Source organism: Sphingobacterium sp. JB170 (assembly GCF_900163865.1).
In the GTDB taxonomy this organism is placed as follows: Bacteria; Bacteroidota; Bacteroidia; order Sphingobacteriales; family Sphingobacteriaceae; genus Sphingobacterium.
In genome coordinates, this window is sequence record NZ_FUKU01000013.1 from 164245 (window position 1) to 180245 (window position 16001).

At 42.1% G+C, this 16001-nt stretch carries 16 protein-coding genes and 2 pseudogenes; 8 read left to right on the plus strand and 10 right to left on the minus strand.

The window, feature by feature from the left end:
* Nucleotides 1–19: 19 nt before the first annotated feature.
* The 3 genes from FM107_RS02065 to FM107_RS02080 all read left to right on the plus strand — a co-directional run bounded on the left by FM107_RS02065 (nt 20) and on the right by FM107_RS02080 (nt 2969).
* Nucleotides 20–763 carry a DeoR/GlpR family DNA-binding transcription regulator gene (locus FM107_RS02065; RefSeq protein ID WP_086946852.1) on the plus strand — a complete coding sequence of 248 codons (744 nt, stop codon included), beginning with the start codon at nt 20–22 and terminating at the stop codon, nt 761–763.
* Between the two features lie 627 nt (nt 764–1390).
* Entirely contained in the window at nt 1391–2236 is an 846-nt protein-coding gene (locus tag FM107_RS02075) for a hypothetical protein (protein ID WP_086946854.1), read from the plus strand.
* A 16-nt stretch (nt 2237–2252) separates the two neighbouring features.
* Entirely contained in the window at nt 2253–2969 is a 717-nt protein-coding gene (locus tag FM107_RS02080) for a hypothetical protein (RefSeq protein WP_143559401.1), read from the plus strand.
* 117 nt (nt 2970–3086) lie between these two features.
* Here FM107_RS02080 and FM107_RS19855 read toward each other — a convergent pair whose 3' ends face one another.
* Nucleotides 3087–3287, minus strand: a complete 201-nt coding sequence (locus FM107_RS19855; protein WP_256959289.1) for a hypothetical protein — start codon at nt 3285–3287, stop codon at nt 3087–3089.
* Between FM107_RS19855 and FM107_RS20140 the strand changes: the two genes are divergently transcribed.
* On the plus strand, nt 3253–3354 hold the full coding sequence (locus FM107_RS20140) for a hypothetical protein (RefSeq protein ID WP_373407985.1): 102 nt from the start codon (nt 3253–3255) through the stop codon (nt 3352–3354). The genes FM107_RS19855 and FM107_RS20140 overlap by 35 nt on opposite strands.
* Before the next feature lie 44 nt (nt 3355–3398).
* Here the strand turns inward: FM107_RS20140 and FM107_RS02090 are convergent, their stop codons facing one another.
* From FM107_RS02090 to FM107_RS02125, 8 genes and pseudogenes are all read right to left on the minus strand, one after another.
* On the minus strand, nt 3399–3755 hold the full coding sequence (locus FM107_RS02090; RefSeq protein WP_086946857.1) for a helix-turn-helix domain-containing protein: 357 nt from the start codon (nt 3753–3755) through the stop codon (nt 3399–3401).
* Nucleotides 3756–3985: 230 nt separating this feature from the next.
* On the minus strand, nt 3986–5395 hold the full coding sequence (locus FM107_RS02095; RefSeq protein ID WP_086946858.1) for a S9 family peptidase: 1410 nt from the start codon (nt 5393–5395) through the stop codon (nt 3986–3988).
* A gap of 1237 nt (nt 5396–6632) precedes the next feature.
* Nucleotides 6633–6947 carry an antibiotic biosynthesis monooxygenase gene (locus FM107_RS02100; protein ID WP_179204379.1) on the minus strand — a complete coding sequence of 105 codons (315 nt, stop codon included), beginning with the start codon at nt 6945–6947 and terminating at the stop codon, nt 6633–6635.
* A 247-nt stretch (nt 6948–7194) separates the two neighbouring features.
* Nucleotides 7195–7335 (minus strand): annotated as a pseudogene (locus FM107_RS20145) (transposase); the annotation flags it as partial.
* Nucleotides 7336–7534: 199 nt separating this feature from the next.
* Nucleotides 7535–7728, minus strand: a pseudogene (locus FM107_RS02110) (IS66 family transposase); the annotation flags it as partial.
* 28 nt (nt 7729–7756) lie between these two features.
* The gene (locus FM107_RS02115; RefSeq protein ID WP_086946860.1) at nt 7757–8860 is read right to left on the minus strand and encodes a CapA family protein; all 1104 of its coding nucleotides are present in this window, start codon (nt 8858–8860) and stop codon (nt 7757–7759) included.
* On the minus strand, nt 8850–10211 hold the full coding sequence (locus FM107_RS02120) for an asparagine synthase-related protein (protein WP_086946861.1): 1362 nt from the start codon (nt 10209–10211) through the stop codon (nt 8850–8852). The genes FM107_RS02115 and FM107_RS02120 overlap by 11 nt, the downstream gene beginning before the upstream one ends.
* Before the next feature lie 2 nt (nt 10212–10213).
* A complete protein-coding gene (locus FM107_RS02125) occupies nt 10214–11665 on the minus strand; it encodes a lipopolysaccharide biosynthesis protein (RefSeq protein ID WP_179204380.1) in 1452 nt (483 codons plus the stop codon).
* 177 nt (nt 11666–11842) lie between these two features.
* Here FM107_RS02125 and FM107_RS02130 point away from each other — a divergent pair, with 177 nt between their 5' ends.
* The 4 genes from FM107_RS02130 to FM107_RS02145 all read left to right on the plus strand — a co-directional run bounded on the left by FM107_RS02130 (nt 11843) and on the right by FM107_RS02145 (nt 14853).
* Nucleotides 11843–12688 (plus strand): sugar transferase, encoded by an 846-nt coding sequence (locus FM107_RS02130; RefSeq protein ID WP_373407984.1) that lies wholly within the window; start codon nt 11843–11845, stop codon nt 12686–12688.
* Nucleotides 12689–12795: 107 nt separating this feature from the next.
* Nucleotides 12796–13554, plus strand: a complete 759-nt coding sequence (locus FM107_RS02135; RefSeq protein ID WP_086946864.1) for a glycosyltransferase family 2 protein — start codon at nt 12796–12798, stop codon at nt 13552–13554.
* Nucleotides 13535–13771: a DUF3820 family protein gene (locus FM107_RS02140; protein ID WP_086946865.1), complete on the plus strand. Its 237-nt coding sequence runs from the start codon at nt 13535–13537 to the stop codon at nt 13769–13771. Before FM107_RS02135 ends, FM107_RS02140 begins: the two co-directional genes overlap by 20 nt.
* A 95-nt stretch (nt 13772–13866) precedes the next feature.
* A complete protein-coding gene (locus FM107_RS02145) occupies nt 13867–14853 on the plus strand; it encodes a rhodanese-related sulfurtransferase (RefSeq protein WP_086947192.1) in 987 nt (328 codons plus the stop codon).
* 80 nt (nt 14854–14933) lie between these two features.
* Here FM107_RS02145 and FM107_RS02150 read toward each other — a convergent pair whose 3' ends face one another.
* Nucleotides 14934–15962, minus strand: coding sequence for a ThuA domain-containing protein (locus FM107_RS02150; protein ID WP_218778901.1), 1029 nt, complete (start codon nt 15960–15962; stop codon nt 14934–14936).
* Nucleotides 15963–16001 lie beyond the last annotated feature (39 nt).

Here is a 16001-nt window from a genome sequence, read left to right on the forward strand (position 1 = left end):
TCTACTAATCACTAGACTTATGTTAAAGGAAGAAAGACAAGCCTATATCATTCACCAGATAAACTTACACAACAAAGTGTTGTCTTCGGACCTTAGCGTACAGCTAAATGTTTCCGAAGATACGATACGCCGCGATCTAAATGAACTTGCAGAAAATGGTCAAGTATTAAAGGTGTACGGTGGAGCGCTTTCCAAATCATTCCAATTTCCTTTTCAAGAAGGAAACGTATACGCCAAAGAATCCAAAAAAGAAATTGCCAAAAAGGCGATGTCGTTGATTCAAACAGGCATGACCGTACTCGTCGGTGGCGGAACGACCATGATTGAACTTGCCCGACTGGTACCGAGCGATATTCAGTGCACCTTTTTCACCATTAGCCCCCTCGTGGCTCTCGAGCTAGCAGAAAAAGAAAATATAGACGTTATCCTTATTGGCGGCAAGCTATCACGCAACACGAATATTGTGACCGGATCTCAGGTTATAAATGAACTCTCCGACTTACGCGTTGACCTGTGCCTACTTGGAACAAACAGCCTCTCGTTAGATGAAGGGATCACAGACTCCGATTGGGAAGTTGTTCAAATTAAGCGCGCAATGATTAAAAGCTCGAAAACTCTCGCGATCTTATCAATCACCGAGAAGCTAAACTCCAACCAAAAAATGCGTGTCGCCCCTCTTCGTGACGTCACCTACCTGGTAACGGATTTAGATGCGGCTCATCCTAAACTGAAAGAATTTGCGAACTTCGTAAAGATTATCTAGTCGCGAACCACATTAAAGTTAGGCAACTGTACGTTCAATTTCTGGAAACGATCGTGGATCATTTCCAGAAATTGAACGTAACCAAAAAGGCCTTCCCGTTTTGATGAAAAGATAAAGTAATCTGTTGATACAGTGCTACAAGTTCAGGCAATGTTTTGGTTTGAACTTTTAACTCCCTACCGACTGCGAATCTCCTCTTAAAGAGATTATTACCATTACTATCTACCACTTCCTTGGTTGCAAACGCAACCTCCTCCGTGTATGACATTGATACGCTTTGTATAAAAAACCCAATCCTTCACAAACTAACGATCCACAAATGGTTGGTCGGTAATGCCAAGCATCCGTAACAACAAAACGTATTACGAACGAAATGCCTTGACAGGGAAAAGGTATATATGATTTTTCACCGTCCACTTCTTCCATGCGCCATTGCAATCAAGACCTCCTCCCGTAATGATCAAATGGGGGGTTCTTCAAGAATCCATTTACCCATAATACTAGTACCAATCTAAAAGCCGAAAGCCTATGTTAATTAATCGGAGCCTAACAAAAAAAGTTACTTAAACATAATAATAAAACAACTGGAGTTTAACATGCCTTATGTATTTTTAAAAAAAAATAACTATGAAAATAACCATGAAGACCAAAATCTATTTAATAGTGTTATTTGCTCTTTTTTCTGCTTGTAAAAAAGATGAAAACACGGCTTATCCAGAGTCAAAAAATAAACTCGTCTCAGCCACAGGAACTTCAACAAGATACAATTACAATGCTATCGTTGAATTAAGAAACGCTTTATCCGAGGAAACTGATGTAAATTATAAATATCTTCTTCAAAAAAGAATTAACGATATAGGGTCATTACTAGACAGCCCAAAAGCCGTTAACTCACATCAAAATATTAATATCATAGGTACTAACAAAAAATCTATAAAAAAACTATCTGATATAACTTATTTATCTCCACAAGATAAAAAGGAACTTGAAGATTACTATATAGATTTATATGGAGAACGTCAAGCCGCTGATCTATTTAATTCAACTATAGGTGGTAGTTTTCCACACCTTTCTCTGTCCGGAGTACCTAATAGTTCTTTCCGATCAAATTTTAAAATAGTAGAAAATGTGCTTGGTTTATGGCGTGTTGAAGGAATTTTTACGGTTCGAAAATCTGATCAGATAATTATAACTGTTACCGATCAAACAACAAACATTTATGCTGAAATAGAAAGTATTGACGCTATATCTTCAAGATTGACAGGAATAAACTCCTTATTGGGGCAAACTATTTCATGGGAGCATACATCTGGATCCTCAGAAAACCATGGACGATATGCTGATCTATACATAGATGGTGTACTTTCAAACTCTAATCCTGCTCTTGGTTTTTCAAATCCATATTATACTAGTACTTCCGTTTATGTTAATTATATGACCGAGGCTGAAAAAGAACAACATGGTTACCAATAAAATTTTGATAAATAATATGATACACACAACAATATTTATATCATTTCTATTATGCTGTTCATTTTTTAAAAAAAACGAACAGCATAATAGAAATGAATGGTCTTACGTACATTACTCTACATTAAATGATTTATTAAAAGAATCTCCAGACACTACATATCAAATGAATAATTTTTTATTGAAAATTATAAAAAGGAGAAACCATTTTCTTCAAATTGACAGCTCTGGAAATCGAACAGAGCATAAATTTGAAAGCGTTTATTCTCATGAATTGATAAACACGGAGACAGACTCTATATACACATTCAAGATCAACAATAAAGATACTGTTCTATCTAACAGAAAACTTTATTTATCAGAAGAAAGCCATTTGGGTTTTGACGTTTTACAGTTTAGAAATATTCATAATAAAATTTATTCAAATGGTTTTATCATGGAATCAAAAAAAGATAAAGTACAAAATCTATACACCATTAAACTATCAAATGACACACACAAAATGACTTTACAAATTGATTGTAAAATAAAATCTCCCTTCAATGTTTCAATAAAAAATGAAAATAATGATCAAATATCAGGCGCATTAATAGAGTTGCAAAACAATAGCAGTGGCAATGGAACATTTAAACAAAATTTCAAGTATATACCCCATGTTCCAAAAGAAAAAAAACACCTTTTCAAAAGATTAATCGATATCTCCCTCGCTAGTAATAACTCTCTGCGAGAAAATTGAGACAAACACGCACATTAACGAAATAGAGTGTCCTGGACAATGAACAGGACTCAAGCACGTGAGGATCTATTGAAATGACATCTGTATCTAGCACAAAAGTGATCAGATAGAGATTATCTACCCCTGGGGCATTTGACTGAAAGTATCTAAGGATCTTTCTCTGATATCGCAGCGTATCCGCTTGTAGCTCGGTATTTTCACTGCGCCACTCACATTGGTTCTATCCTTACGATGGCCACTGCGTAAAAGTTTTGACGGGCTTTGTGGTATGGTGGTTTCGGTGATGCAGCGTCTGCCTACCAGTGTTGAAATGTTCATGTTCCTGAACCGTAGCCATACCCATATCAAATTTCTGCACTGGGAACCTGGCGGCTTAAAAAAATAAAATTATTACTAGTCTCATTTATTAGATGGATAGGACATTGGCCATTAGCTCCGCTTGCCCGTAATCACCTTGCGGTGCTCTAAGCCCCACTCTGTAAGGCTATTTATGATTTTTTTAAGTGACAAGCCATACGTTGTTAATTCATATTGGACCGTAACAGGGTGAGTATTCAATACAGTTCTGGTAACGAGTTTGTTAATTTCCAATTCTTTCAGTTCCTTGCTTAACATTTTGTTCGATATCCCATTAACATCGTTTAAGATGTCGGAAAATCTTCTTTTGTTATAATAGCAGATAGAAGATAAGATAGATATTTTCCATTTACCATTTAACACGTCCATCGAATCATGGACTGCCATAATCTCTTTTTTGTGTCCGTCCATGCAATTGTTTTCAATCATAAGTTATTAAATTACCAAGCGCTACTGTTACCTCTTGTTACAAAGTTACCAAAATAAATTGAGTGATAATAAATTTGCACCAATAGTAATATGCAAGGTTATCACGAATTTTTAATACTAAAAACATCGTTAATCGTGACGAGAACCTAGATGTATTATTTTAAAATGCTGGAATTGGAGCATTCGAACCCTTCGCTCAGGTTGCTTTAACTTCGTTTTGATATGCTTGCCTATAAATCCTTTATCCAGTTTTCCATGATACTTAAAACCTCAGGAGAAATAGTCTCTTCAATGGTGGCATATTCACTCATATCCCCGGTTTCTGCATGCTGAAAAAAGTGATTTAAATTAGGTAAAGCCATTGTTTTGAAATTCTTATTTCCCGCTTTCGTAAGTAATTTATTGAAACCGGCAAGATTCTCTTTAGCGGACACTTGAGTGTCTTTTTCTCCATTTAGGGCCAATACAGGTATCTTAATTTTCCCTAGCGTAGTAGACGGATCATATTTCAAAAAGAAACGCATCCATGGCATGAAAAAACGGCCCGCCATTTGATCTATATTTTTATCTGCATTAGGACCTTTATAACCAAGCTTAACCAGAAGCGGTTCTGGTTGATTATCTAACCATTCCTGCATGCTTTTTGCAAATGCGGCCTGTAATTGCTTTTTATCAGTGTACCGGTCAGAAAGATCAATGATCATGCGGACTAATGTATCTACCTTATTGATCTCCTCAGCATTCAGTCCGAGCTGCACATTTCCTTGATGAATTTGCTTCTGCATCAATTCCATCCCTTTAACTCCTACGCCTGCCAAACTTATTATAAAAGCAATGTCTTCAGACTTCATGGCAGCCAAAGGAGCAATCACCCCCCCTTCACTATGACCTATTAAACCTATCTTCTTAATATTAATTCCTTTGTGTGCTTTTAGATATTCTATGCCTACCAAAACATCATCTGCAAAATCCATTGACGTAGCGCTCATTACCTCGCCCGTCGTTTCGCCGACTCCCCGATCATCTACCCGCAACACCGCGATACCATTTCTGCTTAGATAATCGGCAATTACCCAGAAAGGCTTATGTCCAAACAAAGTCTCATCTCTATCTTGTTGACCAGATCCGCTAATTAAAATAACAGCTGCCGTGCTCTGGTTTGTATCAGGAAACGTTAATGTAGCACCGTATTGAATAGACTTGTCGTGGTTGTGGTAAATTACTTTCTCTTCTTGATAAGGAAATGGTGCCTTTGGCGTTTGTGGTCTTTTAACTTCAATCTCCTTTTCGACCCTTTTAAGTACTAATGGCATTGTTCCTCCTTGCTTCCACTCCCCTACGAGCTCTGTTCTATCGGCATTAAAAGCACCGAAGAAACCACCACCTATTTGAGCTGATAACGCAATCACACTATCCTTTGTAATCGTTAGATCGGAAACTTGCAAACCCATTGCTCCTTGATCAGGACTATCGAACACAGCTGTATTTTGATTCGTTATGCTATCATTAGATATTTTTAGGACCAGTCGAATATTGTTTAGCTTCCCCTGCCAAATGGTTTCCTTCGAAAAATCTTGTGCTGACAATTGAGAGAAGGAAGCAATCAAAAGCGACGTCGAAATGAATAATTTAATGTTCATAAAATAAGTTAATAGTTATTTTGCTAATATAATTATTTCATATGGTTTATACTAAATTTGGTACTGCCTTAACTAAAACGAGCAAATATATGCGAACTTTAGATAGCAGGAGAAATTTACTTTAAAAGTAAGCGTACAGTGAATATCCTCAAAAAGGGAGTTAGATATTGTTTCCCGCGATCTGACATCAAATCGCTATAGGAACCTTCAAAATCGGGGTCATTAATTTTATAATGATATCAGCGTTATGCCATTTACAGGTTTCAAATTGAAAAAATCATTATCGCATTCTGAGTTGTTTGGTGGGTATCAGTGAAGCGGCTGTTCCTGTGAGAGAGTCTAATTGGTTTTTTTGCATTTTCGACTAGATTATCCAAAAGTTTGGACAATGCCATTGAAAGGTTAGGGAGAAGTGTAAAATATGAGGCTATATATCTGCGAAGATACCGTAATGGACTAGAGTTATTTCACGGGCTTAAAATATATTTCAAATTTTACAATACCGAACGTTTTCATGAATGATTAAATTAGGAAACACCTGATCAAAACTATAAAAAGCCAATAGCCGCATAACTGTAATATTAGCTTCTTTCATCATTCGGATGTCCAGAACTAATCTTTCTGAGGGCATATATTCATAGCAATAGGCAACTCCATACAAAACATTATCGAGCTTGGTAGGCCGAGCTGAAAGCTAGTTAATAAAGAGCATGACGAGGATAAAGAAAGTCCTAGTAGAGTAACGTATCGTATCGGTTTTTGTAAATTCGGTTGTTAAGACGTTGGAACTAAAAATGTGAATGAATCTCCGTTGGAAGTCACTGAATTTTATACAAAAAAAAGTTAAAGAAATTTATTCACTTAACAATGTCACGAGAAGAAAAAGAGTAGACTGTGAGCCCCACGTAAAATCAGACCACTCAAAAGTAGAAATTTGGCTAACTAACATATAATGAATACAAACATCTAATTATTAACGATTCATATTCACTTCAACCGAAGTATGTTAACTCCTGTCGGAATGGAGAATCCTCCCGTTGTCAATCTCTCGAAATTGTTGAGGCTGATGGAGCATCAGTGATATTTACATCCCCTCGACAGTCGCAACAGCTACTAATGCAGGGACGAGTATATAAACTATCTGCTTAAAAATCAGGTTAGACAAAAAAGCAAATAACCACCAAGAGCTATTTGCTTTTACTATTCCGCCTTACGTAGGCTATGGATTATTAGTCAATTATTCTGCTGTTCCAAATCTCCCTATAGGAGTATAAACTATAGGTTCACGCTTTATATCCATTTCCACGAGTAATTTTTCCCATTCTAGTACGAACGGTTTCTTCATGTGGACGTTTAAAAAATGATCAATATTATCGTTCCAAATCTCATACACCATATACTCTTCTTCTTTCTGTATATTCTGGTGTAAAATCGAACTAACAAAATTTGCTTCACCTTTGATAATACTGAATAATTTTAAAAGTTCTTCTTTAAATTGTTCATGATTTTCCTTAGTGGCTGTAAACTTAATCATTAATGTGAATTGTTCCATTGTTTCTTTGTTTTGGGTCCTAAACATTCATATACAGTACATGTTGAACGGACATTCTTACTTTTCTAATTAAGACAAAGCTACGTATACAAAGTTTATTATATAAACATTGTATACAAAAGTAACAGTAACTTTTGGTAAACTAAGTTACTTTCGAAAAATGTGGCGAACAATCTGATAAGTGAATAGACAAAGCAGGGATGTTCTCCTGTGCCAGCTCTTTTTCCATTTCCCCGAGCAGCTTGAGTCAGGAAATCTCCATGCCGGAGTAAGTGCTCTTCCATGAATAGAATGTCCCCTGGCAGATACCATAATCGCGACAGATATCGGAAACCGATTGTCCCGCCTCCTGCTGTAATAAAATCTTGATGACCTGTGATTCGCTAAACTTGGTTTTTTTTCATTGTCCCTAAATTATAAGACTACATGAATATTCGTAGTTGTTTTAAGGGAAGATTACAGTCGTAATTTTGTGCTCAAATCACTTCCTTTTATATTTCAAATTTGATTTGCCAGTTCTGATATCATTTAACACCAACGAAACGTATGCGTCCTACGAACTACATAATTGATTTGTCGCGAATTTGTTAATCGTTCTGGGGATAGAGGTCTTGGAATTTTTTGTGATTTATGGAGGATATGTTGAGCAAAGTATGCTTTAGCCATTTGGAAGGGGTGGCCTCATGCTTTTTGCAGATCTCGAAGAACGAATATATGATTGCCGACCGCTGTGCGCTTCATGACTGCCGGCGAACAAATAGTTTTTGCGTCCGAGTGCTACTGATGGCACGCCGGAAAAACCGTCCGCTTTAACGATCGCGGTATATTTTTCTAATCGCACGCTGAACAATCCAAAAATTACTCTCGATCAGCATATTGTGCCACAACATATTGTAATCTACCCCTCGATTAAATACCAATCGCTTAAAATGCTTGGCAATTGCCTTGAGCTTATACCTGACAAGTCCGTTAACGCCCTTTTGGTAATAATTTACGTGATGGGCGTGCCACTGCTGCTGCGCGATGTCATCGACATACCTTAGATAGGCGGCCTGATCGCCCAATTTCGAATTCAAGACCTCAAAGAGCCGCTCAGCCTGCTCTTGCGGCATCAACGATACCAGCGTACCCTCCTTTTCAATGATATGCATCGTAAAACTAACAAGCTTTCCAGCATCCACCTGCAGCTCCAGCGCGCCGCCCACCATCCAGTCCTTACGCTGTGAGAAACCATCAAAGTAGAAATTACCTAAGCTGTAGAAAATAGGTTTTCCTTGGTGGAATTCCATCCCTTGTAATACGTGCGGATGATGTGCCAAAACCACGTCAGCGCCCTGATCTACTAGCGCCCGGTATCGCTCGCGCCACTCGGGAATAGGTACATCGACCATCTCCACCCCCGCGTGCACTTGCACGATAAGTAGGTCCACCTGCTTTTTATAAGTTTTAATATCTTGATCTACCCGTTTACTATTTACCCAGGCATAACCCACAGCCTTATCATCACTCAGTGCTCCATAACCATTCTCGGCGTAGGCGAGAAAACCATATTTTACACCTTCAATTTCTCTAATGCGCATCCCATAAGCATCCTCCGCCGTACCTGCGCCTACCGTGTTCTTTGCACCGAGAGCTTGGCGGGTCGACATAAGTGCCTCAGGGCCGTAGTCCATAATATGATTGTTCGCTAAAGCAAACAAATCAAACCCCAATTCTTTTAAAATTGTCGGGGCCTGCGCCGATTGGTTGACCAATGGTCCCGTCTTTTCCAATGCCGCGCCTAGTCCCTGCAGGGGGGCCTCGAAATTACAGCACCGCAGCTGCTGAATCTCAAACAACTCCCGCAGGGCAGGAGAAAATTCAGGCTTGGACGCCAGAACAACATCACCGGTAAAAAGTAACTTATGAGGCATTTCGTTTCTCTAATAGTATCTCAATGGGTTTAATCGTAATATACGCAAAATATGCTGATATCAGTTTATTCTTAAACCCGGCAAGCTTCAGTACCTCTTTTACCTTTGGGGTATGCATTAAACGCTGGAAGACGCGCTCACCCATGCCCATATCGCTAAGCTCCCGATTTATCCAGTGTATATATTCCTCGTGGAACACTTCACGCAAAAGCGAAACATTTAGCGGAGGCAACACCTCGTGACGAAGCGCATCGTAATTCAGTGAGTTCTGGTACGTGTAGTCGTGTTTCTGTTCCTCAAAGAGCAGTCCTCGATTGGAAAAAAAATCGCGTTGCCACTTTCTGCCCTGCCGCTGCTCGGCCGGTAAGTTGAGCGTGGCGAGTGAAATATCTTCGTCAAGGAATGGCGAGAAGCCCGCGAACCCTTCGCCCTCAGGCACCGTGATAAGATACTGTAGCAACATCATCTTGGTACGCATGGCGGTAATAATACGAAACTCAGGAATAGCAAGGTGTTCTCTGTTCCGCTCATAGGCCTGCTCAGCGAGGGTATTGTAGTTTGTATTGATCGCCCGGGAAGCATCAGCGCTCATGCCATGCGTATAGCCCAAGCGTACATACTCCGCTGGACTCTGCACCGGCGGAACGTCTACCGCACCAGCCCAGGCGTCACCAATTATACCACTGAGTAGCCCCAGCTTGCGTCCCTGTTCATTCTGCTTGATTTTCTTATAAAACTCCATATGATAGGTTCCCGATGCCGCAACGGCCGGACCAAACTGATCATACCACGTTGGAAGATATTGGTTAAAGCGGCCTAGGTCAATACGCTTCCAGTACGTACCCAGCTTCTTTGATAGCTGCTGAGCGTATACCGCTTCGCGCGATTTATTTTGATGGTAGGAAGTTCCATATGTGTATGAACGGATACGCTGCTTATCGTGGATGAGCACATTCAAGAGCCTGGAGTCGAAACCGCCGCTGGTAGGAATCAATATGTCTTCACTAAAAGAGCCTGCCCATTTGTTTACACTACGCTCAAGCATGCCCAGTACTTCATCCACGTTAGCGGGCATTCCGAGCTTACCGACCGTGGCATCGGGATGCTGCGCGAGCACAAGATTCCCCTGCTGCAGCAAGAGCGATTCTCCAGGCAACAAGTAGTGTACATCTTTCACAGCCGTGCGTCCAAACACCGCATAGCCAAAGTCCAAATAGGCAGCAAGTCCCTCCCGGTCAATTTCTAAATTGCGGTAATCGATAACCTCACCGATATTATTGGAATACGTCCCCGACTTCAAATTATAAAACACCGTTTGGTATCCTACCCAATTTCCACGCGCAATTTCCATATCTATTTTTTACCTATCTTCGTTTTCGCCAGCGCCAAAAGCTCTAGCCATATCTCATTTTTAAACAAATGGCTTCCTCCAATATATACGACTACAAAAAGCAATCCCTGCATCAATACAGTAGGCAAATTCCCCATGTCAGGAAATAGACGTACTACAGCCGCGGCCACCAGAAAAGCCGCAGCGCTAAGCAGAAAAGCAGGAAAGATATCTCGCAACTGCAGTCCGGTCGTCAAACCATACACGCGCCCACTCAAAAAGCCGCTGAGGAAGAAAAATACCAGCCGAATACCCAGCTGCCCATATACAATATAAATGACCCCCTGTTTGTAAGTCAACCACAGTACCAAGGCGGCCAGCGCAATCTTGAATACCTCCAGCCACAAGGTAAGTTTCGAGCGCCCCTTAATGTTCAGAAAGTTCACGTTCATATCCGCTAGGGAGATAAAAATTCCCGCAAAGCATAATATCTGAAAGTAGATTACCGAGCTATGCCACTTCTGTCCAAGGAAAAAAACAAAAGCCGGTTCGGCCACCGCAACTGCGCAGATACTCACCGGAAACAGCACAAATGCTAATGATCGGATCGACTTTCGACAAGCGTTCAAAAAACGAGGAAAATCGTGCTGAATAGGTGCAAGGGTGGAAAGTGTCGTCCCCTGTACAATGCTCGATAGCAGCAAGTTGGGTGTCTCCCCCCATTTGTTCGCCTGATAGTAAAGGCCTGTTAAATCAGTTGTAAAATGCTTACCGATAAATGAATAATACATCGGTGAGAAAACCTTGCTGAGCATACTGCCCACCATGAAGGATAGCGAGAAAGAAAGGTGCCTGTCGAACGATCTTTTAGAAAATCGCAGATCCAGATGCCAGTTTCCCCACACCCACAGTAGCACCGTACGCGATAGCGAATACAAGACGGGTTGTAGTAGGAGCGCCCATACACCAAAGCCTGTCACAGCCAAGCTAACCACAACGATACCCGAAAAGATGATGGCAAACACGTTGATACGCGCAGTTGCTTTAAACGAGAAGCTCTTTAATAATTTCACGTATTGAACAATACCAAAAGCGTGCACGATGAGCTGCAGAAACATCACCCTGGCGTACAGCGCAAGCCCTGGAATCTCGTTGAAACGCTCGATCGCGGGAGCCGCTAGAAACAAAATGCCGTACAGCACGCACGAAACCACCAGATTGAACACAAACATGGTCGAGTAGTCTCTTTCTTGTACCTGCGGCGCCCGCACCAGTGACGTAGCGAGGCCACTGTCAACAAACGCTGTCGAAATGGTCGAAAAAATCAAAAGTACCCCCACCACACCAAAATCACTCGGATCAAGGACCCTTGCGGTGATGATGCCAACGATAGTGGTAACAAGCTGATTCCCAAAACGGTCTACAGCGTTCCAAAACAAACCTTTAAGGGTATGTTGTTTGGCGTTTTCGCTCATTAATATTGATTCAAATCTAAGGGAACAAAGATAATGATACCCGCACGAGAAAACCAAAGGAAAACAGGTCATTAGCAGAATTAATCCTATATTTGCTTCTACGAGGAAACATATATGGAGTTAGCACCGATCGTCTTATTTGTATATAATCGCCCCAAGCACACGCGCAAGGTTCTCATGGCACTAGAAAAAAATCTGTTGGCTTCCAAATCCTTACTCTACATCGTGTCCGATGGCCCCAAAAATGCGGATGCTGTAGAGCCGGTAAACGCCGTACGTTCAACCATCCGTGAGCCATGGGCTTTCAAGCATATTACCATCATCGAGCGCAAACACAATCTAGGGCTGGCCGAAAATGTTATCGATGGTGTGAGCAAGGTTGTGGCTAAACATGGTCGTGTCATCGTTTTAGAGGACGACTTGGAAACCTCTCGATGGGCTCTTACTTATTTCAACGATGCCCTAGAGCGCTACGAGCACAACGAGCAAGTGATGGAAGTAAGTGGTTACATGTATCCCATACAACACCCCAAACGCCTGCCAAAATCCTTTTTCTTTCGCGTGGCAAACTCCTGGGGATGGGCAACATGGCAATCCGCCTGGGAGAAGTTCAACCCCGATATTCACGAGCTCACCAAAGATTTTAAGCGTAAAGACAAAAAACGCTTTAGTATCGATGGAACGGAAAACTTCTGGAAGCAGGTAAAACAATACAAGGCCGGCAAAATAAACTCTTGGGCGATTCGCTGGTACCTCTCGGTCTTTAATAACGATGGACTCGTGCTCTACCCTCGGTACTCGATGGTCCAAAATTTAGGCACCGACGGCAGCGGGACACATTCTGACCTGGATGACGCCTACCGCGTGGAGCTTGCACAAGCACGTGTGAAATACTTCCCCGTGGAGATCGAAGAAAATCAAAAAGCATACAACGCCATCAAGCATTTTTTTGCAACTCGAAAAGGACCTTTTATCGAACGTTTGGTGCGCTACGTGATAAAGAAATGGCGTAAAAAACGGTAACCTCTGTCCAAATACCCCCTTCGATTCAAAGCGCGCCCAAATTATCGTAAAAACGATGGCCACGGTGCGCAATTCTCGCCTTGTTATTCGTACTTTTGTGCAGCGTCATGCAAAAAGAATTTCCTAAAATATCCATCATCACCATCGTGTTCAATAACGTGCACGAAATAGGTTATACGATCGCTTCTGTCGCCTGTCAGCGCTATAGAAACATCGAGTATATTGTAATCGACGGTTTATCCACCGACGGCACGATCGCTGTTATTAATGACAGCGCACAGCATATCGATATCCTTGTTAGCGAAAAGGACAATGGCATATACGACGCTATGAATAAGGGCCTGGCGCGCGCCACGGGTGATTACGTGCTTTTTCTAAACTCCGGGGATGAACTTTTTGACGCCAGCACGCTGGAAGATATATTCAACGCAGAAGCTAACGCAGATATCTACTATGGCAAGACCAAACTCATCGACAGCAAGCGCGCGATTATCGGTGATCGGCGGCATAAAGCGCCGGCGAGCTTCAACTGGAAATCGTTTCGCTACGGCATGAACATCTGCCATCAGGCAATATATGTCAAACGCGCGATCGCTGAACCCTACGACACACAGTATCAGCTTAGCGCCGATATCGACTGGGTAATACGCGCGGCGAAAAAAGCATCCAAAATCGTGTACGTCGATAAATATGTGGCTAAGTACCTTGTCGGCGGAATGTCGCAACAGCGCCATCGTCAAAGCCTTCAGGAGCGGTACAACATATTTAAAAAATACTACGGCACGTTACCCAACCTATTCAATCACGGCGTAATCGCGCTGCGTCTGGCACTATATAGACTCAAACATGGAAAAACAAGAGACTAACGACGTCCAAAACCAGATGCTCGTGGAGCTGGCGAATGCAAAAATGCCGTTTGGCAAATACCAAGGGTGGCTTCTGGTAAGCCTACCCGAGCCCTACCTGGTATGGTACCACCGCAAAGGTTTTCCAGCAGGTAAATTGGGCATGCAGCTCGCAACACTCTATGAGATAAAGCTTAATGGACTAGAATACTTGCTACGTCCGCTTACCAAAAAGTAATTTCCAGCAATTACAGAGTTCATTTTTTTATGTAACTTTGCACCATTATTTTAATTTTAATGCATTAAACGCCGTTTGCAGCGGTATCAATGAATATGAATACATACCAAACATTGCTGTATTATTGCTACAGCCCAATCCATAATGCCGAACAGTTTGCGCAGCAGCACCTTGATTTTTGTAAATCCCTGAACCTCGTAGGCCGAATCATCGTAGCCGAAGAAGGCCTTAATGGAACGGTTTCAGGAACAAAAGAGGCCTGCGCACAATATATGGCCGCCGTGCATGCTGATCCGCGATTTGCGAAAACAGATTTCAAAATTGATGAGGTGCCCGAACCCTCTTTCATCAAGATGCACTGCCGATACAAATCGGAAATCGTACACTCGGGTCTTCGTGACCCCCAAATAATTGATCCCAATAAACAAACAGGAAAACATCTTGAACCTACCGAATTCATGCAGATGAAGGACAGTGAGGATGTCGTTATCCTAGACGTGCGCTCCAACTATGAACACAACGTCGGGCACTTCAAGAATGCACTGACCTTAGATATAGAGAACTTCCGGGAGTTTCCAGAAAAGTTAAAAGAACTCGAGCAGTACAAGGGTAAAAAAATATTAACCTACTGCACCGGTGGTATCAAGTGCGAAAAAGCATCGGCACTGCTCCTAAAAGAAGGCTTTCAGGATGTGTACCAGCTACATGGCGGGATTATCAAATACGGAAAAGAGGCCGGCGGTAAAGACTTTGAAGGCGAATGTTACGTATTCGACAACAGGGTAAGTGTCCCCGTGAACTCGGTTAACCCCTCCATCGTATCGACCTGCCGCAACTGTGGAACGGTTACCGCTAAGATGATAAACTGTGCAAACCCAGTATGTAACGAGCACTTTACCCAATGTGATGCCTGTGGCGAGAAGCTTGAAGGCTGCTGCTCGACAACATGCATGGAGCACCCACGTAAACGCCATTATGATGGTACGGGCTATTACGTTAAAATACCCCAGCCTGTTAATACAGAAAAGATAAGTAAACGTAAGCACAAGAATTTTCCATCCAAACTGGAAGAAACGCATTAAATATTAAAATCCCCGGCAGAGACGCCGGGGATTTTAATATTATTCAAAAAGCAGCCACAGTACCCTGAATCGGTCGCGAGCTATTGATAATCTTTCGGGTACATTCCCTTTTTATGCTTTCCGAACCCAAACATGCTCGGGTTAAACTCCCCAACAAAACTAACGTTTAACGCTGGGGTAATCTGGTCTTGAAAGCCTAATGCCTGATACACCTCATTAACAAGTAAGCGTCGCAGGTCCGTACTTGCCAGATCCACCGACGCGCCCATGGTTGTGGTATAGGCGCGTCCCTTTTTCCCACCCAAGAGCTGATAATCCTTGATCCACGCAACGGGCATCAACGACTTATCGGTATTCGAACGGGAGCTCGCCTGCATGCCGCGCGTGGGCTGACCAAAGAGCAGGATCGTGCTTCCTTTCATTGGACCAGAAATACCGTATACATCGGAGGGAACCCAAATGTCCCCTACGCCCTGCAGTACTGGATTCTTGGCCTGCATACCGTTTATCAGCGCGCGCGTGCCTTCTTTTGCGTGATCGCCATGATGATTTATCCAGGTTTCCCCCAGAACGACGCGCCCAAAACCACCTTCCCAACCTTTACTTTGCGCATTGTAAGCGTAGTGCTTGTAGGCACTGCTAGACTCCTTGGGAAAGTTGAAACCATGTGTCGCCGTACGTAGACCTATTACAGGCTTACCCTGTTTGAGGTAGTCATCGATATACTTCATCTGCTCCTCGGGAAGCTCCCGAAAGCGTGTCGCGATAATCACTAGATCTGCATCTTGGAGCTGCCCCAGCCCCGGTATATTCTGGGTGTACTCAGGATCTATCTGGCCACTTTTGGGATCAATAGCAAAAAGCACAACCGCCTCAAAACCATGGTGAGTACTGAGAATCTTAGCGAGCATAGGCAGACTTTCCTCCGAGCGGTACTCCTCGTCACCAGAAATAAGCACAATTTTTTTACCCTTCTTATTTGCCCCTTGTGGTTTATATTCAAGCCACTGCAACGGCTCTTGGGCGCAGCTATTGAGCACCAGAACCAGCATACAACAAACCACGCAAAACGAACGAAGCAAATTGCGCTTATCACCTGTATATTTCATTATCACTTGTTTATGTTTATAATTTTATTTCTTATCCTA